We start from the raw sequence: 24,383 nt of genomic DNA, 5'->3' as shown, positions 1-24,383 counted from the left end.
CAACAAATTAGTTGAATACGCTTATTATAATACAGGCCATTTCATTTGTCTTGCCTTGCCCAGAAAAAGATTATACAGTTTTATCATTCCTAACCATGAGCTTTATGCATAAATTATGAGTAAAACGTATAACCCGAAGCAGCTTGCTTCGGGTCAGCCCGTCTGTCTTATTTCTGCAGTACCGGGAAGGTAGCCGACGCGTGTCCCATAACGGTCACCATATAGTCGTCCTTCCCTTCCCGCTTCAATTCTTCCTGCGCCATAGCCCAGGCTTCTTCCAGCGTCGCCGCCGGAATCTGGCCGCTCTGGCGGATGATATCAAAGTTTTCCGGCCGGGTAACGACATATACCTGCTTCATGGAATTGATGATGCACCGCGATTTAAAGGCTACGAAAGCGGGAATCGAAAAATCGGCGCGCAAATCCCGTTCAAATTCTTCCATGTTGCTGCGGAAAAACCAATTCGTAAAAATAGCCGGTTCCTTAATGTCCGGGCAATCTAAGGTGAAAATCATAATGCCGCCGGGCTTCGTCGCAAAGACGGAGTTCATATGGGCCTTCATGCTCTGATACAGGTTCATATCCTTAGGATATCCGCCGGCCGAACCGATCGTGACGTCCGACAACTCCTGAATCGGCACGCTGGCAATGCGCAGTAAGTCTTCACAGCCCTTTTTCCACGCTTCATGCCAATGGCCGCCTACGACTTCGTATAACTCTCCGTCAGCCGTAAACACCGTATTGACCAGATAGGCCGGGTTCAGCATTTCCGCCGCCTGACGCATGTCGTCATGGAGGGGGTTGTGTTCCAGCAGGCTCGTTTCGCACAACGGGTTGCAGCCGCCGCCAACGTCTTCCGTCAAGGCCATGGCGTGATTGCGCATGATCGTGTCGTATCCGGCAATACCGGGCAGCACGGCCTTTCGGCCGCCGCCGAATCCAGCCATGGGATGGAAGGACACGGAGCCGGTCAAAATAACCTTATCGGCCTTAACTGCTTCGGCGTTGATATATACGTCGTTTCCATAGGTCGTCGTGCCGATGCAGGTCAAGGCCTCGTCGTTGCGGCAGTCGTGGTTGACGATGCGCAGGCGTTTCGCCATCTCCTGGCCGCAGACGATGGCGTCTTCTTCCGGCGTATGAGCCCGATGGGTACCCTGGGCTGTAATGACGGTGATCTGCTCATCCTTTACGCCGATGGAGTTCAATTCCTCCACGATAACTGGCAGCATGACATCCGTATGGACCAGGCGGGTAATATCGCTGACGATGATGGCCACGGTATCGCCGGCCTGGATGATGTCGCGCAGGGGCGCGCTGCCTACAGGCTGGCGCAGAGCCTGACGTACTGCGGCCTGTTCATCGGCGGCGACGGTTACGTCGTTGCCGTGCAGGTCGTATAACATATGGCTTTCTTCCAACGAAACGGTTTGTGTCCCTTTGCCGCAGGGAAGCGAAAAAGTTTTCATGCACATATCCCCCTTATATAACAATAATTAACTAGCTTTCCTCATATATCTGTAAATAAATTCCATCGTCCCATGTATAACGCGACTAAGGAGCGCACCAGAAGCAGTATGAATAAGACGATGGTCAGCACGCACAAAAAATGTTCGTACTCGTCCATATTTTTCTCTTTATTTCTGACCAAGCTGACAAAATGCACAAACGAATGCAACATACTATCGCCCTCTTTACCGGCCTCGGCCGTTACGAATGAGGAAACAATTCATGAATCTGACGAGCCGACTCTTCGTCCTGACTGATGCCCTTGAGCAGGGTCTTTTCCGAATTTTCCATATGCTTCTTTGCTACCTTGCGGGCCATGGCGCTGTTATGGTTGGCAATGTTTTCCACCATCTGCCGGTGTTCTTCCCACGTAGCCGCCAGGCGGCCCGGATAATGCATGGATATGGAGCGGAAGCGGAGCATCTGCTCTCTCAGATTATGCAGGATGTCGACGAGGCGCTGATTCCGGCTGGCCTGATACAGGACGTCATGAAAGCGGACGTCAGCGTCGACGATCTTATCAAAGTCGTCGTGAGCCATGTATTCGTTGATTTCCACCAATATCCGCTCCAGCCGCTCCAGCTCATCCGGCGTAATGCGCTCGGCGGCCAGGCCGGCGGCCAGCTCTTCCAAAGCGCCGCGGATTTCAAAAACCTGGGAAATATCCTTCAGCGAAATATCGGCCACATAGGTACCGCGCCGGGGCACCATGACGACAAACCCTTCCTGCTCCAATTTGCGGATGGCTTCGCGGATCGGCGTCCTGCTCACGCCCAGCTCCTCGGCCAGGCGAATTTCCATCAACCGCTCGCCAGGCTTCAGCACGCCGTCCTTAATCGCCTGGCGCAGCACGTCGCTGACGACATCGCGCAACGGTCTATATACGTCTAACTGAATGGGCTCTAATTTATATCCCGTCGTTTTCTTCATATGGCTCGCCATTTCCTTCCACTAACGAACTTATATATACATCAATTCCCCGGTCTTTCGCCTCTGCCGCAACGGCCCTGTATATGTCGTCAGCCGATGCCGACGGCGGCACCAGGGCAAATACGGTGGGCCCGCTGCCGGCCATGAGAGGCCGCAGGCCCTGACGGCGCAGCATGGCCCGGCACGATTCTATCATCGGCACGTCGGGAATGACCAGTTCTTCAAAGGTGTTGCCCATATGGGCTTCCAGCCCTTCAAAATCGGCGGCTTCTACAGCCTTCGCCGCCTCATCCACAGCTATGCCCTGCAAACGGGGCGTCGTGTCGAATAAGGAATAGGCTTTCCCCGTGTAGACCGGCACAGGCGGATGCGCGATGAGGACAGGCCGCGGCGGCAGAGGCGGCAGCGGCGTCAATATCTCGCCGATGCCCCTGCCTCGCATCGTCCCGCCGCAGATGCAAAAGGGAACATCGGCGCCGATAGACGCGCCGATGCGGCACAGCTCCTCCGTCGTCAGGCCCAGCCGCCACAGGCGATTGAGCCCCCGCAGCACAGCTGCGCAGTCCGTGCTGCCGCCGGCCAGCCCTGCCGCGACGGGAATGTTCTTTTCGATATGAATGCGAACGCCTTTCGGGCCGCGGCGGTACGGAAGCAGCGCTTTATAAGCTTTATACGCTAAATTCGTCTCGTCGCAGGCCAGCGCTGAATTCGAACAGGTCAGCAAAAATTCATCTGCCTCTTCCAAGCGGATTACGTCATGCAGGCCGATAGATTGAAATATCGTATCGATATCGTGGTATCCATCGTCCCGCCGGCCTGTAATCGCCAGGGCCAAATTAATTTTTCCGCAGCCTATCTCTTCTATCATTCCCAGCTCTCCATTTCGAATGAAAAATCTGCAATCCGTATTGAATAAAAAAATTCCTATGTTATAATGTGAGACAACAACGGCAAACAGCCCTTGTTATCCATTGCCACTGTACATACTGATGCAGCGGCGTTACTTTTAATTATACCGTTTTTTTCTTTATTTTACAATTCTTTCCGCATTTTTACAGGAGCAAAGAGCATGAAAACAACACAGGACACATCGCTGAAACAATTGGCAATTCCCTACATTGCCTCCTTCATCGGCTGTCTCATCGTAACCGTCGGTATGAATGCATTTTTCATCCCCCATCACCTGCTCAGCAGCGGCATCGGCGGCGTAGCCATCATGTTTTACTTCGCCGTAGGCCTGCCTGTCGGCGTAGGTATTTTCGCCCTCAACATACCGATTATGATCGCCTGCTACAAATTCATGGGGCGGCAGTATACTATCCTCAGTATCGTCGGCACGGCCATCTTCTCCGTACTGGCCGACGCAACGGCCTTCCTTTCGACGTGGGATATCGTCAAGGATCCGATGATTTCCAGCATCACCGGCGGCCTGGTATCAGGACTGGGATTCGGCATTTTATACAAATACAACGGCAACAGCGGCGGCCTGGACGTCGTCGGAGCCATCGTAAAGAAATACTATTCCCTGGAAATGGGCAACGTCGTCATGGTCATCAACTCCCTCATCCTCGTCGCCGCCGCCTACATGTTTTCCCTGGAAATGGCCGTTCTCACCTTCGTCAGCACCTATATTACGGCCTTCATTACCAACAAGGTCGTCATCGGCCTGAAGCAGCGGAAATCGGTCTTTATCATTTCCAACCATGCGGAAGAAATCGCCAACCTGCTCATGCGCTACATCGGCCACGGCGCGACGTACCTGTACGGCCAGGGAGCTTATACCATGCAGGATAAACGCATTATCTACGCCGTCATCAAGCTGACGGAAATCGCCAAGATCAAGGAACTGGTCAACAAAATCGACCCTGGAGCCTTCATGATCATCAGCGACGCCTCGGAAGTCGTCGGCCGCGGCTTTACAGGGCCGTCCGTAAAATACCACGATTCGCCGGGCGACGCTCTGAAAATGCCGCGAACCAAGAAAAATATGCCGCCGGAATATTAATTCCGGTTCCCTGCGCTGTCTGCCGCACCGTACGGCAGGCAGCGATTTTTTTATTCCGCTCAGCTATTTTCGGTCAGGCAGCAAAAGTTTATCGAAACAGAGTAAGAACGATTTATACAGGAGGAAAAACACAATCCCTGTATCTGCCCAAGCATTCGGCAAACCATCATAGAGACGACAAACTGCCCGTATTGTCCGAAGCCCTGGTCTTGCCGCAGCCTCGCACTGCACAGCGCACAGCCTAGGCCCTCGCCACCGCTCCGGCGGCAATACATAACATAATATAAGCCGTATATAAGCTGTCAGGACGAGCTATGCCAAGCAAAGATGTACCTATTCCCTATATCTTTATGCCGCGCTATATCTCAATGCAAAGGGATACCTTCATCAGGCAGCGAGACATAGGCGGCGGATATCGAGCAGATATCAAAAAAACAGGAACCTGCCGAAGCAGATTCCTGTTTTTGCTTATGCAAGTATGTGCTTAGTGAACGAACATGCTCAAGCCGAAATACGCGCAGATACCAGCTACTACGATGTAGATAACGAAGTATTTCGCGATGCTCTGCATGATGACGTTGGCCTGAATGCTCTGACGCAGGCTGTCCGCTTCGCCGCTTTCCACTTTCTTTTCAGAAATGTAAGCTTCCAGTGCCGGAGCAACAGCGCCGATGCCGATAGCGATACTCTGCGGGGAGAACATCTTGCCGATGCCTGCGCCTGCGGAGTTCGTAGCTGCGAGCCACATAGCCAAGCCCGTGTCGCCGGGAACCATCTGCGCGGCAGCCGCCGTCTGCAGGGGCCCGAAGAGGACGTTGGCGTTCGTGCCGGAACCGGTGATGAATGCGCCGAGAGCGCCTACGAGAGGAGCAAAGGCCGGATACATGGAACCCGTCGCAGCGACGAGAGCGCCGGCGATTTCAGCGGTCATGCCGCTGTACGTCATCAATTTAGCCGTCATAACGACGCAGATAATCGTAACGTACGTAAATTTCAGGCCTTTGAACGTATCGCCCAAAACGCCGAGCATTTTGCCAAAGCTTGCTTTCTGATAAGCACCGCCGAGGAATGCCGAAAGGAAGATCATGATGCCAGGCGTAGCAACCCATACAAAGGTATACGGAGAAGCGCCGGGACCAGCATAAATCTGAACAGACGTCTTAAATGCGCTGAGCGGGCCGTTGATGAACGGGAAGAACTTAGACGTAATGATCAACAAGACAAAGATCAAAATGAAAGGCATCGTTGCGCTGATACCTTCGCTGGAAGAAATCTGACGAACTTCAGCTTCGACGCGGTATTCCGGATCGTCGGTCTTGAAGATCTTCGCGCAGACGACGATGGAGCCCATGATAATAGCCGACGGAACGATAACGGACAGTTCAGGACCCATAGCCATGTTGATGAGCAATTCCGGAACGGACAGGGCCAAGCCGGAAATCAGGGTCGGCAGGAATACGCCTTTCAGGGCTTTCGGGCCGCCGCCCATGATCATAACTACGAAGAACGGGCTTAACGTATTAAGAATAAAGAGCTGAATTGCAATGAACTGGCCCAAGCCAACGGAATCAAGGTGGGTCAACGTTGCCAACGTCGTCGTCGGAATAGCGATAGACCCGAACGTCGTCGGAACGGAGTTAGCAACTAAGCAGGCCAAAATAGATTTCAAAGGATGGAAGCCAAGGCCAACCATCATAGCGGCAGGAATAGCAACAGCCGTACCGAAACCAGCCATGCCTTCCATGAAGGCGCCGAAGCCCCAGGCCAAGAGGAGGGACAGGATACGCATATCCGAGCTTACGGACGTCAGCATCGTCTTAATCGTTTCCATAGCCCCGGTGCGAACGACGAGGTTATAGGTAAAAATAGCTGACGTGATAACTAACAAGATAGGCCAAATAGCCAAGGCAACGCCTTCCAACGCGCCTGTTGCCATGATGCCGGCTTCCTTACCGAAGGGCACGACGGCGACGATGAATGAAATAATTGCTGCAACCCCACAGGCTTTCCATGCCGGTACTTTTAAAATGGATAAGGCAACGATAAGCCATAACAGCGGCAGTACTGCCAAAAATACCATCATAATCCAAATTCACCCTTTCATACATAAAAACAGAAAACATTACGAATGCCGCATACTCCAACAGCATTCAGCATACAATATTACTCTTCGCTCCTTTCCTTTTAGTATTTTAAAGAATAACCTTTGTTATTATTATAATGCATGTATTGAATAATGCAACATACTATTTAATTATTGCAAGCAAAAAAATTTACTATTCCTTTCACTCATCTATTTATCCATATCATCTTAATATTTTTAACTTTTTTATTTCATATCTTATTATTTTCTCAATCTTTTCGCAAAGCGAACTATTTCTTCCTCTTTTAGTTATCTCTAATTCGATATAAGCATACTAATTTATTCCACTTTTCTATTTGTTATTATTTAGCAGTATCATTTTAATTATGCTTTTTTTACATATGTCCTTGACTAATGCTCTTTGTCACTTCGGCCAATTTCTCTCTATCCCAGAAAATCCTGCAAACAGACAATACAAAACTGAAAAAGTATGGTATAATAGGATGCAATCCGGAAGTTCTTTCAAAACATACGGAAAAGACTATACCAAGGAGGATGTATCATGGCAGAAATTACAAAAGATACGGGCATCATCGAAGCGGTTCAGAAATATCCCCAGATTCTCGAAGTATTCCAGCAATACGGTCTGGGCTGCGTCGGCTGCATGGCCGCCCACTTTGAAACGATCGGCCAAGGCGCCGGCGCCCACGGCATCGACGTAGACGCTCTCATCGCCGATCTCAACGAATGCATCGCAGCGAAGGGCTAATATCTTTCACATCATACACAGTAAAAAATAGGCCGCAGGCAGCGCATCAAAGCGTTGTCCTGCGGCTTATTTCATGCGGAACGGCGGTATAGACGCCGTTTTATTTTACTTTGACAAAGCGAAAATCCTGATCTGCCTTCGGATACTTCGCCTTATCCACTTCGCTCATGAAATCCTTCAGCGGGCGGGCGTAGGTCTTCATCGTATCCTGCAGCGCTTTATAGATGACGAACTTTTCACCTGTTTCCGTATGCTCTGCAATCGTAATGATTTCGTACATATTATTTTTAAAATGACGCCATATTTCATGGGCCTGCGGTAAATCTCTCATGAGTCTGAACCCCTCCTGCGCATATCTGATGTTCCTGCCGAATCTCATGTCCGGCATATTTTCTAAATCTGCCGTATCATTATACCATATTTCCATTAAAATGTCGTAAGCTCGTCGAAAATTTTTTCTGCGTAGGTATCGGTCATGCCGGCGATATAATCGATGCAGGCCAGCCGGTAGTCTTTTTCATCGTCGGCGATGCGGTACATCACAGCGTTTCCGAAGGCGTTGCCGAATTTATCCCGGCTGGCTACGGCCCGGCCAATATCGGAATACTTCTTCATGCGCTCCAAAAAATGTTTTCCTAAGGTGGGATAGTCCTGGCGCAGCCGTTCCAGTTCCCGCAGCGTATTGCTACCGGCATAGCAGGCCTTCAAAATGCCGTAAATCGATTCCAGAATCAGCCTGGCGTAGGCATGGTATACTTCCAGACGCTTGCTACGGTAAATGTACTCGTAGTTGAACTTCATGACGTCGTCCATGAGCTTCAGATGGGACTCTGAAAGTACCAGCCCCTTCTCCGGCGTGCTTTCCCGGCAGATATCTGTAATCAGGGGATACATGATCGACGTATTGGTCAGGGACTGGAGATGGGCGTGAAGCTGCTCGTTCAGCCGCTGCTTCAACTCGGCCAGGGGCTTGCCGTCTTCCGTCAGGATGCGCAGGCGCACGGCGTCTTCAATATCTCTGCCCAGATAGGCGATTTTATCGGCAATTTTGACGACGCAGCCTTCCCAGGTATAGGGCTCGTATTCGTTGGGACGGGTAATCGACTCCAGAGGGACGACGTATTCCCGGGGACGCAGCACCGTCTGCCGCACTTCGCCGCAGTGATTGATAATGCCGTCGCGGACGGCGTAGGTCAGCATCATGTTTTTCATTTTCCCGGCTGGGTCCAGCAGCGTTTCCATATCGTCGACGACGCGGAGGCCCTGCCGTTCGTGCCAAAACGTCTCGCCCAGCTCGGCCTGGCTGATGCGGCTCAATACCCGTTCGCCCAAATGGCCGAAAGGCGCGTGGCCCAGGTCGTGGCCGTTGGCAATGGCGCTGATGAGCTCCGTATTCAGCCCCAAATACCGGCCGATGGTACCGCTTACGGACGCGACGTGATTGACGTGCTCAATGCGCGTGCAGATATGGTCGTTTTTCGTCGTAAAAAACACCTGGGTCTTGTGCTTGAGGCGGCTGTAGGCCGTCGAATGAAGAATACGCGTATAATCGCGGCCAAATTCCGTGCGGAAATCTCCTTCCCGACGATACAGGCTGCCTTTACGGCTGATGGCAATCTGCCAGTTCGGATGATGCTCGTCCATGCGTACAGAAGCAAAGGCCTTTTCCATCGTTTCACTCCTTTCTTGAAGCTGCAGCCGGATTCCAGAAAGCTTTATAGCTTCCGCAATTCCCGGATAGAAGCCTGGGCCTGTTCAACATCGATGCGGTCGCTTTCCTTTTCGGCTACGTCCACGCCCAGGCGCTGCTTGGCCTCCTTTTTAATCAGCTTGTACAGGCCGGCGGGAAAATCGGGAACAGTCGTCGTGACGCCGCGGGGAAAGACGGCTTCTTTTTCCAGGGTGTAGCCTTCGGGATAGCGCCGCGACGCCCGGGGATGATACATGTCCAGATACAAGTAGTCGACGACCTTTCCGCTGACGTTGACCAGCTCAAATTTGTCGACGCGGCCGATCGTTTCAACCTTGTGAAAAAACACCATCGAGCCAGTGCTGCGCAGGCGGAGGCGCGACAAGTAGGTCATTTCGCCGAAGGGGCCGTTGACGGGTATGGGATTGCCCATATCGTGGCCAAACCGGCCGCTGCCCTGGGAAAGGACGTCGCAGTCTTCTCCTCCTTCTACTTCTGCTTTTAATGCCGGCGGCAGCGTTTCGTTCTGCAGCTGCGCCGAGTTAAACAATTTCAGCGCGTCGTCGTACATCTTTTCGCTGCGCGTCCTGTTTATATCTGATTTTACCAAAGCGTCAAAAAATCCCATGCTGATAAATTCCTCCTATATTACCGCTTATGGTGTTTATTATAGTATGCTTCTCCCCGTCTGTCGAGCTCGCCCCATATGAAAAATCACCTGCCGCGCGTACGTGCGGGCAGGTGAAAGGGCACATGGATTAAATATTGATTTCGTTCTTTTCTCGGTAAATAACCCAGTTGGCAATATTGTTGGCATGGTCGGCCATGCGTTCAATATATTTGACGATCAGCACGTAGGTGACGTACTGCTTGGAATTCTGGGAATCCTTGTTCATCTGTTCGGAAATTTCTTCCATCAGATGGGTAAAGGCTACGTCGACGACGCCGTCCTTATCCTTCATCAGCTCGGCCTGAGCGCTGTCCTTGCCCTTGTAGAAATCGAGGACGTCGCTGACCATGGACGACATGACGCCGTACATTTCCCGCAGTCCCGGCGGCGGCGCGATGGGATGGCCCGTATCGGCCAGCAAATGGACGTACCGGCAAATATCTGCGCAGTGGTCGGCAATGCGTTCCAAGTCGGACAAAATCTTCAGCGTGGCCATGAGACTGCGCCAATCGGCGGCTACAGGACTCTGGGTCATGCTAATGGTCAAGTCCATGCGCATGCATTCCCGTACCTTTTCGTCGATTTCCGTATCGCCGTTATACACTTCGTCGGCCAATTCGACATCAAAGGTTTCCAAGACCTTCCAGGTCTTATCGATGGCGGCCTCGATGCTGAGTCCCAGAGCAGACAGCTCTTGGTTCAGCTCCTTCATAGAATTTTCATATGTTTGTAACATGCTTAACCCCCTATTAGCCGAAGCGGCCCGTGATGTATTCTTCTGTTTTCGGATTCGACGGATTGGTAAACATGTCGACCGTGTTGTTGTATTCGATCAATTCGCCCAGGAGGAAGAAGGCCGTCTTGTCGGAAATACGGCGGGCCTGCTGCATGCTGTGCGTTACGATGACGATGGTATATTTTTCCTTCAATTCCAGCGCCAGGTCTTCGATCTTCTGCGTAGAAATCGGGTCCAGGGCCGACGTCGGTTCGTCCATGAGGATAACCGACGGATTGGCTGCCAGGGTACGGGCGATGCACAGACGCTGCTGCTGGCCGCCGGACAAGCCTAAGGCGCTCTTATGGAGACGGTCCTTCATTTCGTCCCAGCAAGCAGCGGCGCGCAGGCTCTTTTCTACGATCTCTTCGAGCTGCTTTTTGTTGTTGATGCCTTGGATGCGCGGGCCGTACGCGACGTTTTCAAAGACGCTCTTCGGGAACGGCGTCGGCTGCTGGAATACCATGCCTACGCGGTACCGCAGGGCCAGGGGATCGACTTCCTTGAAAATATCCTTGCCTTCAAAGAGGACCTTGCCCGTAATGCGGCAGCCTTCTACCCAGTCGTTCATGCGGTTCAGCGTCTTGAGGAACGTCGATTTTCCGCAGCCCGACGGCCCGATGAAGGCCGTAATTTCGTTTTTATTTATCTTCATGGAAATATCCTTCAGCGCCTGCGTCTGGTCATAGAATAAATCCAGTCCCGTTACGTCAAAGGTTGCTTCCGTCAATTTCGCGCTTTCTTTTTCCAACTCACGAGTAGCTGCAGCATCCTGCGAAGCTTCTTTCTGCTGCGCCGCGCCGTAACCGGACAAGGTTGTCGTCAATTCTGCCATTATTTATTTCCTCCCATTTTCTTATCAATACGCCAACTCATATACCGCGCAGCCAGGCTGAACGATACGACGAGAATCATCAAAATAGCCGAAGACGCGGCGGCCTGCTGAGCCGCGTCGGCATGGAGCGCTTCCGTCCGCAGAGCCCAGATATGCAGGGCCAGGGTTTCGCCGGGGCGGAAGGGGTTCAGGGGACAAGACGTAGACGTAATATCCCAGTTGGACCAGTTAATGTCCGTCGACATGCCGGCAGTAAACATCAGCGCGGCGGCTTCGCCGAATCCGCGGCCGGCAGCCATGATAAGGCCGGTCATGATGCGGGGGAAGCAAGCCGGCAGCAATACCCGCCAGATCGTCTGCCAATGGGACGCGCCCAGGCCGAGGCTGCCCTGACGGTAGCTGTCAGGCAAATTGCGCAGGGCGTCTTCCGTTACGGACGTGACGAGGGGCAGCGTCAGGATCGATACGGCCAGGGAGCCGGCGAAGAGGTTCCACTGCGAACCGGTCATGACGATAAACACCAAGTAGCCGAACAAGCCGACGACGATAGACGGCAGCGAAGCCAGCGTTTCGACAGCCATTCGAACCCAGTGGGTAATGCGGCCTTTTTTCGCATATTCGGCCAGGTAAATACCGGCGGGAATGCCCGTAATGGTACTGGCAATCAGCGCCAGGAACACTAAGTACAAGGTATTGAAGAACATGTTGCCCATGCCGCTTCCCGTAAAGGACAGCATTTCCGGCGTCATGCCGCTGAAGCCCTCGACGATGACAAAGCCGACGAAAGCCACGAGCAGTACGACGGCAAAGCCGGCGCCGCACAGAAACAGGCTGGTCATGATGTTGTCCATTCTCTTTTTGGACTGTACGCTAATCATATATTTATTTGCCTCCTTTTAAGCTGGAAGCTGCATTGAGCTGATGAATCAGGAAAATAAACAGGAAGGACAAGAGGAACAGGATGAGGGCCATCGTCCACAAGGCCGCGCTGTATTCGCCGCCTTCCATAGCCCCGCCCATGTCGGCGGAAATGGCCGTCGTCAAGGTGCTGGCCGGCAGGAACAGCGACGTCGGGAAGACCTTCATCTGGCCGATAACCATGGCTACTGCCAGGGCTTCGCCAAGGGCGCGGGCCAGGCCGAGGATGATGCCGGTAAAAATGCCGCCCTTAGCCGCAGGAAGCACGACGTGAGCGATGGTTTCCCACCGCGTAGCGCCGAGGCCGTACGACGCTTCGCGCCAGGCCTTCGGCACCGCCGCCATGGCGTCGGCCGCCATGGTCGTAATCGTCGGGAAAATCATGATAGCCAGCACAATGCCCGCCGCCAATACGGAAAACCCGAAGGGCATGGGGAAGATGCTGCGCAGGAAGGGAATCAGTACCGTCATGCCTACAAAGCCGTAGACAACGGAGGGAATCCCCGTAAACAATTCGATAGCCGGCTGAATCAGGCGGCGCGTCCGGGGAGACGCAATTTCCGTCATGAAGATCGCCGACGAAATACTTAAAGGCAGGGTAATAATCAGCGCCAACAAACAGGTCACGAGCGATCCGGCCATGAATTTCGCCGCACCGACCTGACCGCCGCCTTCTGCCGTATCGCTCGGATTCCATTCGCCGGAGAATAAGAACTCGCCGACGCCATGTCCAAACAGGAAAAAGGTATCTGTACCCTTTATAAAGAGAAAGGCCCCAATGAGAAACGGCACCAGTGCCATACCGATGCCGCATACTGTAATGAAGGTCCGGGCTGCTTTCTCGCTTCGGTGGGCTCTAGAGACCGCCGCTTCGATTGCATTCATTACATTCCCTCCGTGTGATTAGTGAACTTCTTTTGTCTGCATCTTGGAGCTTACGCCGTAGCCAAGTTCTTCAATGCGCTTGCCGTATTCGTCGCCCATAATGTATTCAAGGAAGGCTTTAACGGCAGCTTTCGGTTCTTTGCTCGTGTAGATGTGTTCGTAGCCCCATACGGCATATTTACCGCTGTATGTATTTTCCAGCGTCGGTTCTACGCCGTCGATGGACAGAACATCTACGCTCTTATCATTGATGAGGTACGGAAGCGCTACGTAGCCGATCGCACCAGGATTCTGAGCTACGCTCTGGATGAGGATACCGGAGTTATCCGTTTCGAGGGATTTGTTGTCTGCTTCTTCTGCACCGTTGATCGCGTACTGTTTAAAGAGAGCTCGCGTACCGGAAGTTTTCGGACGAGTTACGAGGACGATCGGTTTGTCCGGGCCGCCGACATCTTTCCAGTTTGTAACTTTAGCCGTGAAGATATCCTGAAGCTGCTGACGAGTCAGGTTCTTAACGCCTACGTCTTTATTGACGATGGTAGCGACAGTCATAACGCATACTTTATGGTCTACGAGCTTTTCAGCTTTCGCTTTGTCGAGTTTCGTTTCAGCCGGTACGTCGGAGTTGCCCATGTCTACGGAGCCGTCGGAAACCTGTTTCAGGCCCGTGCCGGAACCGCCGGCGTTTAAGGTAATCGTTACGTCTTTGTTATTAGCTTTGAACTTTTCCGCAGCATCTTTTACCAAAGGAAGCAATGCAGAAGAACCAGAACCAGTAATGCTGCCAGATACAGCCGCCGTATTCGAGCTGCTTTCGCTCTTCTGTTCGCCGCCGCAGCCGGCTGCGCTGACAACCATCATTGCCGCTAATGCAGCAAGAACTAACTTTCTCAATTTCATATTAAGATCCTCTCCTTTTGTCAAGTACAAGTTTATGAGTGCTTCTTGCTTGATACGTACTTATCCTAACAAAGGTATGTAAGGTTACAATGTAGACAATGTAAAGTTTTGTAAAATTTACAAAAGCAGACATCTTTTGCAAAACAGGCAACCTAATAGAGAATTCTGGCCAGTAAAAAAGCGCCCGAAAGGGCGCTCTTTCATTCAATATCGTATTCTATTTCTTCTCTAGTCTTCTTTATTACAGGCAGCGTCGACGCGGCGTAGGGCATGAGGGCTATGGTGTAGTCCTCTTTTCCTTCCTCCGCCAAGATAGCTTTTGCCGCCTGCCAGGCTTCTTCCAGCGATTCAACGGGAATTTGGCCGCTTCGCTTCATGATGTCAAAGTTTTTGCGCTCCGTAACGACAAACACTGCCCGCATGGACTCGATGATTTCCTGCGTCTTATAGGCGGAAAAGGCGCCAATGGTGAAGTGCTGCCGCAGGGCCTGTTCGGCTGCGGATGTATCGCTCTGGCCGAAGGCTTCGGCAAACTCCGGCGGTTCGCTTATATCGGGGCATTCCATCACTAAAATCATGATGCCGCCGGGCTTCGTCGCAAAGACGGCGTTCATATGGGCCTTCGTGGCCTGATAGAAATTGATATCCTTCGGATAGCCTCCGGCCGAAGCAATCGTCACGTCCGCCTTTTGCGGAATCGCAACGCTGTCGGCAGCCAGCAGCTCCCGACAGCCCTCCCGCCAATCCGTCAGCCAATGGCCTGCCACGACGTCGATGACCGCGCCGTCAGCGCCCAGCACTGTATTGATCATAAAATCGGGATCTATAAACGATGCCCCTTCCACCATGTCTTCATGCATGGGGTTGCCCTCCAGCCGGGCCGCGTCGCAGCACCGATTCAGCCCGCCGATCTCTTCCGAATTCAAAGCCAGGGCGTGGTTCCGCATGATCGTGTCGTATCCGGCCAAGCCGGGCAGGACGGCCTTTCTCCCGCCGCTGAAGCCGGCCATGTCGTGAAAAGAAATGCCTCCGGTGAGAATAATCTTATCGGCTTCCGCCGCCAACCGATTCAGATATACGACATTGCCCTCCGCCGTCGTTCCGACGTAAGCCAGCTGCTTCTTGTCCCGGCAGTCATGCTGCACGACGCGCAGTCTGCCTGCCCAAGAGCCGCAGATCTCCGTCAGCTCCCGCTTTGTCGCCAGCCGGTGCGTCCCCAAGGCGACGAGCAGCGTAATCTGCTCGTCCGCCATGCCGATGTCATGGAGCTCGCTGATGACGGCGTCCAGCATCTGCGGCGTATATACCCTCCGCGTTCCGTCGCTGACGACGATGACGACCTTTTCATACGGCGCGACGCGTTCTGATAGTGCGTCCTTCGGATATACCCTGCGCAGCGCCTTCTGCACTGCCTTTGTCACGTCCGCTACAGGCGCCGCCCCAGTTCCCTTCAGCTCGTACGCTACATGGTCTTCCGGCAATACGACGGTTTGAACTCCACGTCCATATGGAAACGTATATTGTTTCATGTATTTCTCCTTATAAATTGCCTGACGGCAAATGAATGATGATTTCAGTCCCGTGATTTTCCTTGCTGCGGAGCGTAATCGTGCCGTTATGGTATTCAGCAATATGCTTGACAATAGACAGGCCCAGTCCGCTGCCGCTTATCTTCCGGGAACGGCTCGTGTCAGCCCGGTAAAAGCGCTCGAACACGCGCTTCTGCTTGTCTTCGGGAATGCCGATCCCCGTATCCTTAACGGCAAAGTCGATATGGTCTCCGCGCTTCCGCACCGACACGTATACATGGCCGCCGGGAAGATTGTACTTGACCGCATTGTCGATGAGATTCATAGCCATTTCCCGCAGCAGTCCCTTATCCCCCAGTACCGTCGCCTGCTCCAGCGTACAGTGAACGGTCACTTTCTTTTCCACCAGCATCGGTTCCATAAATTCGACGATATCCCTTATAATTTCCGGCAGGCACACCGGTTCGCGATGAACCTTTTCCCGATTTTCCTCGATGCGGGTCAGGTGCATGATTTCTTCAATCATGGCCAACAGCCGCTTCGCCTCCTTGCGGATAAGCGAGCCGAAATGGACGACGTCGGCGTCGCTTTTAAACAAGCCTGCCGACAGCACTTCGGCAAACCCGCTGATAGAGGTCAGCGGCGTTTTGAGCTCATGGGACACGTTGGACGTAAATTCGCGGCGCAGCTGTTCCCGATGCTCCTGCTCGGTAATATCATCAATGATAAACAGCACGCCGTAAAATTCTTCATCCTGGTACACCGACTGTACCGTCAATAAATACAGCGACGCGTCTCTGCTGATTTTCCGCTCCAATACGTCGGGAAGATTGGTATGTCCGTGTATTTCATCCCACGGCGCCTCTGCAAAAAACGGCTCCAGCGGCTGTCCGACTAAGGCCGAGACGTCCTTTTTCTGCAGGATATCGCCGGCGCAGCGGTTCATTCCCAGGATGCGGTACGTATCGTCCGTCAAGATGACGCCTTCCTGTAAATTTTCCATCATGAGCCGCACGATGTTGCGCTGCTGTTCCAAGCTGTGAATCAGTTGGTTCAGGGCCTGGCTCTGGTCGATAATTTTATCTACCAGCGGCCGCAGCTCAGCGTCGACATGGTACGAAGCGGGAACGGAAATGCCATTGGGATCTCCAATTTGCCGCATGAGCAATACGGTGCGGCGCAGCGGATTCAAAAGGCTGGCCGTCAGCATGCGGGAGGCCTTGATGCAGGCTACGGCCGCGCAAAGGAGCAGCAGAACCACAACCGGCAGCAGCGACAGGAAATGGGAATAAATAGATTCCCGTTCCATGCTGAGGCGCAGGATCGTCCCGTCCGGCATTTGTTCCGCCATATAATATAAGTCCCGCGACAAGGTATGGGACTTGCGGACAGCCGTGCCGTAGGCCTCGTTCAGCGCCTCCTGTACTTCCGGCCGGTCGAGATGATTTTCCATCTGCCACTTGTCATACTTCGATTCAAAGCGAATAGTTCCGTCCGGATTGATCCACGTAATGCGCAGGCTGCCTTCGCATCCATCGGCAATTCCCTGCAGGTAAGCTTCCATGTCGTCGTTCTTTTGAATCGTATTCGAAATGACGTTCATGACGACGTGCATTTCTTCCGCAGCCTGGCGCTGCACAGCCTGCCAAAAGAACCATCCTGAAATCAGGACGGTAATGGCCATGCAGGCGAACCCCATGGCAAGAAGGCTGACGTATATTTTCTTTCTCATACGTTTCCGCCAATCACATACCCGACGCCGCGTACAGTGCGGATAATGTGCCCTCCGTCGCCCAGTTTTTGCCGCAAGCTCTTGATATGCATGTCGATAGTGCGGCTTTCGCCTTCATACGTAAATCCCCATACGGCTTCCATAATTTGTTCGCGTTTCAGCACGATGTCTATATTGACCAAAAGATACCGCAGCAGTTCGAATTCCTTGACCGTCAAATGGCATGGCTCGCCGTTGACAGTGACGACGTGTTTTTCGCCGTCGAGGGATACGGGACCGAAAGAATACATGTTGCTTTCCCGTCGCTGCGGCTTGCTGCGGCGCAGGACGGACCGTATGCGGGATATCAGCTCGACGATGCCGAAGGGCTTGCAGACGTAATCGTCGGCGCCGCCGTCCAGCCCGCGGACGATGTCGTATTCGCTGGTCTTTGCCGTCAGCATGATGACCGGAAGAGATCGGAGCTGCGTGTCTTTTCGAATTTTATCCAATATTTCCGTGCCGCTTTCTCCGGGAAGCATGATGTCCAGCAGCACCAGAGCCGGTACGCGCTGCTGCACAGCCTTCCAGAATTCCTTGCCGTCGGCAAAGGTTTCTACTTCAAAATCCTGGCTGCGCAAGGCGTACCCTACGAGTTCACGTATATTTTCATCATCTTCGACACAATAAATCAACGCCATGTTCTCACATCCTAATCTGCATATAATGGTATTCTATTCTTTATATTATACATGCAAAGCATCGTTTTCCTCATAGGTTTTCTGTAAAATATAGGTAAAAAAGAACTGCGGCGTCACGCTCTGTCCGCCGCAGTTTATACATCTGCTAAAATCTGAAATCCTTGGGTATCACGTAAATATCCCATTCATCATCTTCATCATTATTACTATCTTTATACGTAATAATCGCTGTGAAAGAATGGAGATCCCGCACCCAGGTATAGTTGCGGTCCGAAATATCCCCGCTGTCTAAATTCTTAGCTAAAGAGAAAATAATCGTATCGCGAGGCGTCAAAATATACCCGACAGAAAACCCTTTCTGCCGAGGATCGTCTATCGTATCAAAGCGATACGGCGTAAATCCGCTGACGTTGTGCTTTTTATACCAAAGGCTGGTCCACAAGCGGTCGTTGATGCTCTGGCTGAACACGACGCCCCAGTACGGATCGCGACGTTCCGCATCCCTTACAGAATACCAGTCCCTGCGGTATCCTGAATAGAATCGAATATTAGCCCGTTTCCACAGCGGCAGGGGACGATGGGTAATCTCCGCGCGGAAGCCCCGATGGGAACCCGTTTCCTGCCCGTCTTCCGACCAGCGGCCCCAGCTGGCAGATCCATCGATATAGATACCTGTATCGCCTAAGTAAAGGCGGGGCATAAAGTATTCCAATTCAGGCCACTTCGTCGCCCAGATATTATCGTCGTTATCGCTGCTTTCTTCCGAACCGTAGCCAAAGGCAAAGGTACCAAACTTCGTATATTTTTCAACTTTAGCCGTAGGTTTAAACCCATTCTTAGAAGTCAAAGCATAGCGCATATTAAAAGCTAAATCGCCGCTTTGGTTCAAGGGGATATTCGCATGACCCCGCACGCCGAATCCATCGTCGCTATTATATGTCGGCCGCGGCAATAGCGTAAACAACCACGAATTTCGGTTATCTTCTTCGTCTAACCGTCCTTCATAGTGTCCGTATGTCAGCAAGCAGACGTGCTTAAACCATAGCTTTGTATTTTCAGCCGTAAATTTTTCTCCGGGATAAATGCGGATATCATCGCCGGTAATATAGTAGTCCGGCGTCTTAGCCACGGCGTGAGGCGTCGTAATCAAGCCGTGCTTGACGTAGCCGACGCCGTCGACCATTTCCGCCCCCGTACCGCGGATATACGTGCCCGGCCCGATAAAGCCTTCAATCGTATCCATGCTGGCATCGCCGTCTTTGCTGTTATAAATGATGCCTGTCCCGGAAAGGGCATTCTCACTGGTAAGGTATACGGCTGGTCCCGGCGTATGGTACAACTGATTATTCGTACTGCCTTCAATATAGCTGGTATGCAGCTCGTCCATTCCCTGCTGCAAGTCGACGTTGCCGCGGCCCTGAATATACCCATCTGCGCTGCGTACAACCAGGGAATCAGCCGTCATATGGACAGGCTGCTGCGGCAATACGATATCATACGCTTCCGACGCCGCGTCGAGATCAATGGGAACGATCTCCCCTGCGCCGTCCTGTCCGTCAATGCGGGCCACTTCTGCCATCGTTTCCTGCCCGGTCTTAGAAACATCGCCGCTCCCGTCTGCCGCCCATATGGAAAACGGAAGAAGCGCAGCCAAAATAGAGGCTGTCCACGTTTTATTCATGTACGTCACCTGTCACCTGTTCGTCTGAAGGAGTAATCGTTACTACGACTTCTTCAGATTCGTCGTTTTGATCCTCTGCTTCGCTGTCGCCGCCTAATTCTACCGGCGTCACGTCGCCGTAATATCCCGTTTCATGGGTCGGCTCCGTCGTTTCTGCGTCAGGATATGCCGGCACGACGACGCCGCTGGCAGCCATATCGGCAGTCCGCATGTCATCGGGAGTACCTACTGCTCTAAATCCCATCACTTCGGTATTATCCTTCGCTTCTGCAAGCATTTCCGTACCGACGGGAATATCTACGTCATTGCCATGAACGAATAAGCCGCCTACCAGGCCGACCGGTCCCAGGATAATGGCTCCAGCAGCCGACGCGCCGACGGCTCCGGCCGTCCGTTTATATTCTTCTTTTGTCTTTTCGCCGATAATCAGCGGAACCGGCGTGTTGTCAGCGGCCCGCACGGTATGATAGGTAATTTCAATCTTTCCGTCTTTGCCAAACATGCCCGATTTTCTGGCGTTGGTAATCGTCCCTTCGGCTTCCATGCCGCGGGGAATGGCGACGACATCGCCTACGACGACGTCTTCGCTAACGGCAAAGTGCACCGTATCGCCTTCCTGAGCCGTTTTGGAGTTCAGGGCTTCCAAATTTTTCATTTTGACAATCGTTCCGGCAGGAATCGTAACCGACTGAGACACGTATTTCGTATCTCCCAGCAGGGCCTGGCGCAGGGACAGTACGCGGCCTTTTAATGCGCCCGTAATCACCTTGCCGTCGATGCCTTCTTCCAAGGCGTCGACACGGACCAAAATCGGTTCCTCCGTTACCTGACCGGAATACTGCCACTGCATGAGATTGACTGCCGCTACTAACGACAGGTCCGATCCGGAATTTCCATATACGTCTTTATACAAAGCATTGGTTTTCTCCTGCAGGCTGCCCGACACGGTGGACTGTCCGTTCAGCAGCTTATCCAGAGCCGCCACGCGTTCGTTGAGCGAGCCCGTCTGCGTCGTGCCGTACACAGTCGTTTCCACTTTATCCGCTTTTTCCAAAATTGTATAATCAGCTGCGCCGGCCGTCATAGCACCGCATAAAGCCATGACCGCCAGCAGGCAGGAAACTTTTTTCTTCCACATGCTTCATTCCTCCTTGTCGTACCCAGCCGCATATAATGACTGTTCGTAGAAAAGCCTTCCCGGCATATGATACATAAGAATACTTATATATCATTATATAAAAATAAGGCTTAAAAAGCAACAATTTGCCCTTATCTGCGCAAGCTCATTCTCCCTCTCTCATAAAAAATTAACAAAAAATATACAAAATAGACCTTGCTTTTACTTCTGCCGTCTGTTATAATAACAGCATAACAAATAACCCTTATTTGTTAATAGCATTTAATATTCAATTTCAATTTAATATTAAATTCATTCTATTTTCAGGAGGTTATGAACATGAAAAAATTTGTTTGCGGTATCTGCGGTTATGTATATGAAGGTATGGAAGCTCCGGAAAAATGTCCTCAGTGCGGCGCTCCGAAAGAAAAATTCACGGAAATGGTTGCCGGCGTAAAAGAATACGCTGACGAACATAGAGTCGGCGTCGCTAAAGGCGTAGACGAAAGAATCATCGAAGGCTTGCAGCTCAACTTCACGGGCGAATGCTCCGAAGTCGGTATGTACCTCGCTATGAGCCGCGTTGCTGACCGTCAGGGCTATCCGGAAGTTGCCGAAGCTTACAAACGCATTGCATTTGAAGAAGCTGAACACGCAGCTAAATTTGCCGAACTCCTTGGCGAAGTCGTAACAGACGACACGAAGACCAACCTCGAACTCCGCGCTGCCGCAGAACAGGGCGCTTGCGCTGGCAAAAAAGAATTGGCTACGTTGGCAAAACAGCTCAACCTCGACGCTATCCATGACACGGTTCATGAAATGGCAAAAGACGAAGCTCGCCATGGCCGCGTATTCGACGGCTTGCTTGCCCGTTACTTTGCAAAATAAGATTTCCCTTGCAATTGGACGACCTGCATCAATTGATGCAGGTCGTTTTTTATATAGGTTCATAGTATAATATTTGTAACGAAATCTATCTGAAGGAGGCGGTTTTCATGAAACGACTACTCTCATCGCTATGCATCCCCATTGCCTTAGCCCTGCTGTGCGTCCCCGTTCAGGCCGAAGATTACGAACATTGGAGCGATGCAGCCTATGAATTTCACAACGTGCGCCGCATCTACATCGACGAACTGCAAACGCCGCCGGACGCCATTTCCAGCACGATGAAAGCCCGCCGGCTCAAGGAGTATTTCTTCGAACAAGCAAAAGAGCTGGACGATTGGACCGTGGTCATGCCGACCCTTCCGCCGCCCGTGCCGCCGTCTCCCCTGGCAGCGCCGCCGGAACCAGCAGAACTGCCGAAGCAGACAGAAGCCAGTTCTGCCGAGCTGCACCATGTTTCCTCCAGCGATCCGGCAGCTGGTCTTCCCGATTCGCCTCCTGCCGCAGTATCTGAAACCGAACCGACGCCGCCAGCTCCCGCGCCAATTGCAGCCGAGCCTGCAGAGCCGCCCCAGGCTCCAACAGACGCCATCCCGCTGGAAGCTGCCGATTCCGACCTCTACGTCAAGGCAACCGTCACGACCTATTATGTCGGAACAGGATTGATACCCGCCCATATGGAATGGGAATCGTATATGATCCGCGACGTGGCCTACGACAGGCGAGGACGGCCCCACTGGTTTTCCCGCCGCATCAGTTATCCCGTATACGTGCCGAACACCTACGTCCCCCTGGCAACGGTAGGCGTTCAATTTATCGTATACGACGTAAAAACGGGAAAAGCCGTGTCGATGAGCGAAGATAACCGCACACGCGGCTCATCGCAGGATCTATACGGCGTGTATAAGCGCATCGTCGACAGATTCTACAAAAATTTGAAAAAGGATTTAAAAGAATAGGCCATAACCGCACATACCGTATGAAACAGCGCGCAGGATTCCCCTTCTCCTGCGCGCTGTTTTGCTGCCAGTACAGCGGTCTTTATTTCGCTTTTCTATCATTCAAATACAATTCAATCGTATGGGACAATTCATGAGCCACGGCATCTTCCTCAAATAAAATGCTGTCGGCGCCGGCCTGCTTCAGCAAGGCCTCGTCGTTTAAAAAGCGCGAACGGGCAAAGATTTTTATGGTCGCGCTGCAGTTTCGCGCCGCCATAGCCGCTGCCGCAGCCCCTGCTACGTCGGGAATCGTGATGATAAAGCAGTCGGCCTGCTCCGCGCCGGCGGCCTTCAAGACCTCTTCCCGTGACACGTCGCCGTACATAGCCAGCTTTCCCTGTTCATTCAACAGGGAAACGGTTTTAAGATTCATATCGACGACGACGGGCTCCATGCCGCGCCGTTCCAACAAGGCCGCAGCCCGCCGCCCCGTAGGACCATATCCGGCGATAATCGCCCTGGGCCGTTCCGTCTTTTCGCTGCGAACTCGCTCTGCATATACGCTGCCCAGCGAAGCCGCTTTAGATTCCATGCGGAACGTAAGCCAGCGCCAAAGCTTCGGCTGCTTCCTGGCCCATGCCTCGGCCTCGGTCATGCGGCCCATAAAAAATGGATTGGCGGCGATAGAAATCATGGCGCAGACGATGAGGACGCTGAAAATATCCCGGGAAATCAGCTGCAGCGAATACCCCGTCTGAGCCAAGATGAAAGAAAATTCACCGACCTGAGCCAGGCTGGCCGCGACGGTAAAGGCAGTCGTCGGAGAGTAGCCCAAGACGGCAACGACTATGACGGTCACCAACGGCTTGATCAGGACGACGATGAGCAAGGAAACGATAACGACGACAGGCCGTTCAATAAGAAACTGCGGATCGAACAACATGCCGACAGAAAGGAAAAACAAAATGGCAAAAGCGTCGCGCAAGGGAATCAGCTCCGCGCCGGCCTGATGGCTCACATGGCTCTTTCCGACAACCATGCCTCCCAAAAAGGCCCCCAAGGCAAAGGAAGCGTTAAAAATATAGGCTGCGCCTACGGCCGTGAGAAAGGCTACGGCCAGTACCGTCAGGGTAAACAACTCCTGCGAACGAGTCTGCACCACCTGTTTCAGCATCCACGGCATACAGCGTCCGCCGATGACGATGACCAAGCCCCACAGCATTGCCAGTTTGATAACGGCCAGGGCGACTGCCCATATCAGCATCGTCAGGGAAATGCCTGCGCCCGACGCCAGCGACGGGCCGACTGCCGGCAGCAGCACCAGCATGAGCACGGTAAAAATATCTTCTACGACCAGCCATCCGACGGCAACGGTACCGTGTATCGTCGGCAGCTTGCCGCTGTCAGTCAGAACGCGCAGCAAGACGACCGTACTGGCTACGGATAACCCGAGGCCGAGAAACAATCCTTCCACAAAGGAGTAGCCTAAGGCCATGGCCGCCGCGATGCCGCACAGGGTAGCCGACAGACTTTGCAGAATCGCGCCGGGAATGGCCACGCCTTTCACCTTCAGCAAATCGTCCATATGGAAATGCAGTCCCACGCCGAACATAAGCAAAATAATACCGACTTCGGCTAAATTATTGGTAAGATCCTGGTCGGCGACAAATCCCGGCATGTTCGGGCCGATCAAAAAGCCCGCCGCTAAATAGCCTACGATAGGCGACAACCCGATTCTTCGTGCTATATATCCAAAAAGCAAAGCCAATCCAAATCCGATGGCTAAAATTTCCAGCAAATGATATGCATGCACTGACATCACCTCTTTTTAATTATAAATAATGATTCT

The 24,383-nt window shown here is 52.5% G+C and carries 22 protein-coding genes; 4 read left to right on the top strand and 18 right to left on the bottom strand.

The window, feature by feature from the left end; genetic code table 11:
- Window positions 1–167 precede the first annotated feature (167 nt).
- The 3 genes from larAH10 (DKB62_RS09710) to ispE form a co-directional block, all read right to left on the bottom strand.
- Window positions 168–1,469 carry an NPN-dependent 2-hydroxyacid racemase, LarAH10 family gene (gene larAH10 / locus DKB62_RS09710; protein WP_198643505.1) on the bottom strand — a complete coding sequence of 434 codons (1,302 nt, stop codon included), beginning with the start codon at window positions 1,467–1,469 and terminating at the stop codon, window positions 168–170.
- A gap of 241 nt (window positions 1,470–1,710) precedes the next feature.
- Window positions 1,711–2,439, bottom strand: coding sequence for a GntR family transcriptional regulator (locus tag DKB62_RS09705; protein WP_087476841.1), 729 nt, complete (start codon window positions 2,437–2,439; stop codon window positions 1,711–1,713).
- The gene (gene ispE, locus DKB62_RS09700; RefSeq protein ID WP_107196180.1) at window positions 2,417–3,307 is read right to left on the bottom strand and encodes a 4-(cytidine 5'-diphospho)-2-C-methyl-D-erythritol kinase; all 891 of its coding nucleotides are present in this window, start codon (window positions 3,305–3,307) and stop codon (window positions 2,417–2,419) included. Before ispE ends, DKB62_RS09705 begins: the two co-directional genes overlap by 23 nt.
- A gap of 201 nt (window positions 3,308–3,508) precedes the next feature.
- On the opposite strand from ispE, the gene DKB62_RS09695 reads away from it, so the two are divergent.
- A complete protein-coding gene (locus tag DKB62_RS09695) occupies window positions 3,509–4,444 on the top strand; it encodes a YitT family protein (protein ID WP_087476839.1) in 936 nt (311 codons plus the stop codon).
- Window positions 4,445–4,928: 484 nt separating this feature from the next.
- Here DKB62_RS09695 and DKB62_RS09690 read toward each other — a convergent pair whose 3' ends face one another.
- On the bottom strand, window positions 4,929–6,524 hold the full coding sequence (locus tag DKB62_RS09690; RefSeq protein ID WP_414467294.1) for an L-lactate permease: 1,596 nt from the start codon (window positions 6,522–6,524) through the stop codon (window positions 4,929–4,931).
- Between the two features lie 565 nt (window positions 6,525–7,089).
- Here DKB62_RS09690 and DKB62_RS09685 point away from each other — a divergent pair.
- Window positions 7,090–7,296, top strand: coding sequence for a DUF1858 domain-containing protein (locus DKB62_RS09685; RefSeq protein WP_087476837.1), 207 nt, complete (start codon window positions 7,090–7,092; stop codon window positions 7,294–7,296).
- 100 nt (window positions 7,297–7,396) lie between these two features.
- Here DKB62_RS09685 and DKB62_RS09680 read toward each other — a convergent pair whose 3' ends face one another.
- From DKB62_RS09680 to DKB62_RS09620, 13 genes are all read right to left on the bottom strand, one after another.
- Window positions 7,397–7,627, bottom strand: a complete 231-nt coding sequence (locus DKB62_RS09680) for a DUF1653 domain-containing protein (RefSeq protein WP_087476836.1) — start codon at window positions 7,625–7,627, stop codon at window positions 7,397–7,399.
- Window positions 7,628–7,722: 95 nt separating this feature from the next.
- Complete coding sequence (locus DKB62_RS09675) at window positions 7,723–8,967, bottom strand: deoxyguanosinetriphosphate triphosphohydrolase family protein (RefSeq protein WP_107196182.1); 1,245 nt, start codon at window positions 8,965–8,967, stop codon at window positions 7,723–7,725.
- A gap of 44 nt (window positions 8,968–9,011) precedes the next feature.
- Entirely contained in the window at window positions 9,012–9,614 is a 603-nt protein-coding gene (locus DKB62_RS09670) for a hypothetical protein (RefSeq protein WP_087476834.1), read from the bottom strand.
- A 130-nt stretch (window positions 9,615–9,744) separates the two neighbouring features.
- Window positions 9,745–10,392 carry a phosphate signaling complex protein PhoU gene (gene phoU / locus DKB62_RS09665; protein WP_107196183.1) on the bottom strand — a complete coding sequence of 216 codons (648 nt, stop codon included), beginning with the start codon at window positions 10,390–10,392 and terminating at the stop codon, window positions 9,745–9,747.
- Window positions 10,393–10,405: 13 nt separating this feature from the next.
- The gene (pstB, locus tag DKB62_RS09660) at window positions 10,406–11,266 is read right to left on the bottom strand and encodes a phosphate ABC transporter ATP-binding protein PstB (protein ID WP_107196184.1); all 861 of its coding nucleotides are present in this window, start codon (window positions 11,264–11,266) and stop codon (window positions 10,406–10,408) included.
- Window positions 11,266–12,144 (bottom strand): phosphate ABC transporter permease PstA, encoded by an 879-nt coding sequence (gene pstA / locus DKB62_RS09655; RefSeq protein ID WP_107196185.1) that lies wholly within the window; start codon window positions 12,142–12,144, stop codon window positions 11,266–11,268. Before pstA ends, pstB begins: the two co-directional genes overlap by 1 nt.
- Before the next feature lie 4 nt (window positions 12,145–12,148).
- Window positions 12,149–13,069, bottom strand: a complete 921-nt coding sequence (gene pstC / locus DKB62_RS09650) for a phosphate ABC transporter permease subunit PstC (protein WP_107196186.1) — start codon at window positions 13,067–13,069, stop codon at window positions 12,149–12,151.
- Between the two features lie 18 nt (window positions 13,070–13,087).
- Entirely contained in the window at window positions 13,088–13,969 is an 882-nt protein-coding gene (locus DKB62_RS09645) for a phosphate ABC transporter substrate-binding protein (RefSeq protein WP_095629197.1), read from the bottom strand.
- Window positions 13,970–14,169: 200 nt separating this feature from the next.
- Entirely contained in the window at window positions 14,170–15,498 is a 1,329-nt protein-coding gene (gene larAH10 / locus DKB62_RS09640) for an NPN-dependent 2-hydroxyacid racemase, LarAH10 family (protein ID WP_107196187.1), read from the bottom strand.
- Between the two features lie 10 nt (window positions 15,499–15,508).
- Window positions 15,509–17,230 (bottom strand): sensor histidine kinase, encoded by a 1,722-nt coding sequence (locus DKB62_RS09635; protein ID WP_107196188.1) that lies wholly within the window; start codon window positions 17,228–17,230, stop codon window positions 15,509–15,511.
- On the bottom strand, window positions 17,227–17,910 hold the full coding sequence (locus DKB62_RS09630) for a response regulator transcription factor (RefSeq protein WP_087476826.1): 684 nt from the start codon (window positions 17,908–17,910) through the stop codon (window positions 17,227–17,229). Before DKB62_RS09630 ends, DKB62_RS09635 begins: the two co-directional genes overlap by 4 nt.
- Before the next feature lie 145 nt (window positions 17,911–18,055).
- On the bottom strand, window positions 18,056–19,591 hold the full coding sequence (locus DKB62_RS09625) for an LPS-assembly protein LptD (RefSeq protein WP_107196189.1): 1,536 nt from the start codon (window positions 19,589–19,591) through the stop codon (window positions 18,056–18,058).
- Window positions 19,584–20,729, bottom strand: coding sequence for a hypothetical protein (locus DKB62_RS09620; protein ID WP_232818803.1), 1,146 nt, complete (start codon window positions 20,727–20,729; stop codon window positions 19,584–19,586). Before DKB62_RS09620 ends, DKB62_RS09625 begins: the two co-directional genes overlap by 8 nt.
- A 318-nt stretch (window positions 20,730–21,047) precedes the next feature.
- Here DKB62_RS09620 and DKB62_RS09615 point away from each other — a divergent pair, with 318 nt between their 5' ends.
- Together DKB62_RS09615 and DKB62_RS09610 are read left to right on the top strand one after the other, a co-directional pair.
- Complete coding sequence (locus DKB62_RS09615) at window positions 21,048–21,596, top strand: NADH peroxidase (protein WP_087476824.1); 549 nt, start codon at window positions 21,048–21,050, stop codon at window positions 21,594–21,596.
- A 107-nt stretch (window positions 21,597–21,703) separates the two neighbouring features.
- Complete coding sequence (locus DKB62_RS09610; protein WP_095629193.1) at window positions 21,704–22,552, top strand: hypothetical protein; 849 nt, start codon at window positions 21,704–21,706, stop codon at window positions 22,550–22,552.
- 82 nt (window positions 22,553–22,634) lie between these two features.
- Here the strand turns inward: DKB62_RS09610 and DKB62_RS09605 are convergent, their stop codons facing one another.
- Window positions 22,635–24,347, bottom strand: a complete 1,713-nt coding sequence (locus tag DKB62_RS09605) for a cation:proton antiporter (RefSeq protein ID WP_162860306.1) — start codon at window positions 24,345–24,347, stop codon at window positions 22,635–22,637.
- Between the last annotated feature and the right edge of the window lie 36 nt (window positions 24,348–24,383).

This window comes from Megasphaera stantonii (assembly GCF_003367905.1).
Taxonomy (GTDB): Bacteria; Bacillota; Negativicutes; order Veillonellales; family Megasphaeraceae; genus Megasphaera; species Megasphaera stantonii.
The sequence above is the reverse complement of the archived record's forward strand: the minus strand, read 5'-3'. Positions and strand labels throughout refer to the sequence as shown.

Coding starts and splice junctions, on each gene's coding strand:
- larAH10 (WP_198643505.1), bottom strand. CDS start 1,469: ATGAAAACTTTTTCGCTTCCCTGCGGCAAAGGGACACAAACCGTTTCG.
- DKB62_RS09705 (WP_087476841.1), bottom strand. CDS start 2,439: ATGAAGAAAACGACGGGATATAAATTAGAGCCCATTCAGTTAGACGTA.
- ispE (WP_107196180.1), bottom strand. CDS start 3,307: ATGATAGAAGAGATAGGCTGCGGAAAAATTAATTTGGCCCTGGCGATT.
- DKB62_RS09695 (WP_087476839.1), top strand. CDS start 3,509: ATGAAAACAACACAGGACACATCGCTGAAACAATTGGCAATTCCCTAC.
- DKB62_RS09690 (WP_414467294.1), bottom strand. CDS start 6,524: ATGGTATTTTTGGCAGTACTGCCGCTGTTATGGCTTATCGTTGCCTTA.
- DKB62_RS09685 (WP_087476837.1), top strand. CDS start 7,090: ATGGCAGAAATTACAAAAGATACGGGCATCATCGAAGCGGTTCAGAAA.
- DKB62_RS09680 (WP_087476836.1), bottom strand. CDS start 7,627: ATGAGAGATTTACCGCAGGCCCATGAAATATGGCGTCATTTTAAAAAT.
- DKB62_RS09675 (WP_107196182.1), bottom strand. CDS start 8,967: ATGGAAAAGGCCTTTGCTTCTGTACGCATGGACGAGCATCATCCGAAC.
- DKB62_RS09670 (WP_087476834.1), bottom strand. CDS start 9,614: ATGGGATTTTTTGACGCTTTGGTAAAATCAGATATAAACAGGACGCGC.
- phoU (WP_107196183.1), bottom strand. CDS start 10,392: ATGTTACAAACATATGAAAATTCTATGAAGGAGCTGAACCAAGAGCTG.
- pstB (WP_107196184.1), bottom strand. CDS start 11,266: ATGGCAGAATTGACGACAACCTTGTCCGGTTACGGCGCGGCGCAGCAG.
- pstA (WP_107196185.1), bottom strand. CDS start 12,144: ATGATTAGCGTACAGTCCAAAAAGAGAATGGACAACATCATGACCAGC.
- pstC (WP_107196186.1), bottom strand. CDS start 13,069: ATGAATGCAATCGAAGCGGCGGTCTCTAGAGCCCACCGAAGCGAGAAA.
- DKB62_RS09645 (WP_095629197.1), bottom strand. CDS start 13,969: ATGAAATTGAGAAAGTTAGTTCTTGCTGCATTAGCGGCAATGATGGTT.
- larAH10 (WP_107196187.1), bottom strand. CDS start 15,498: ATGAAACAATATACGTTTCCATATGGACGTGGAGTTCAAACCGTCGTA.
- DKB62_RS09635 (WP_107196188.1), bottom strand. CDS start 17,230: ATGAGAAAGAAAATATACGTCAGCCTTCTTGCCATGGGGTTCGCCTGC.
- DKB62_RS09630 (WP_087476826.1), bottom strand. CDS start 17,910: ATGGCGTTGATTTATTGTGTCGAAGATGATGAAAATATACGTGAACTC.
- DKB62_RS09625 (WP_107196189.1), bottom strand. CDS start 19,591: ATGAATAAAACGTGGACAGCCTCTATTTTGGCTGCGCTTCTTCCGTTT.
- DKB62_RS09620 (WP_232818803.1), bottom strand. CDS start 20,729: ATGTGGAAGAAAAAAGTTTCCTGCCTGCTGGCGGTCATGGCTTTATGC.
- DKB62_RS09615 (WP_087476824.1), top strand. CDS start 21,048: ATGAAAAAATTTGTTTGCGGTATCTGCGGTTATGTATATGAAGGTATG.
- DKB62_RS09610 (WP_095629193.1), top strand. CDS start 21,704: ATGAAACGACTACTCTCATCGCTATGCATCCCCATTGCCTTAGCCCTG.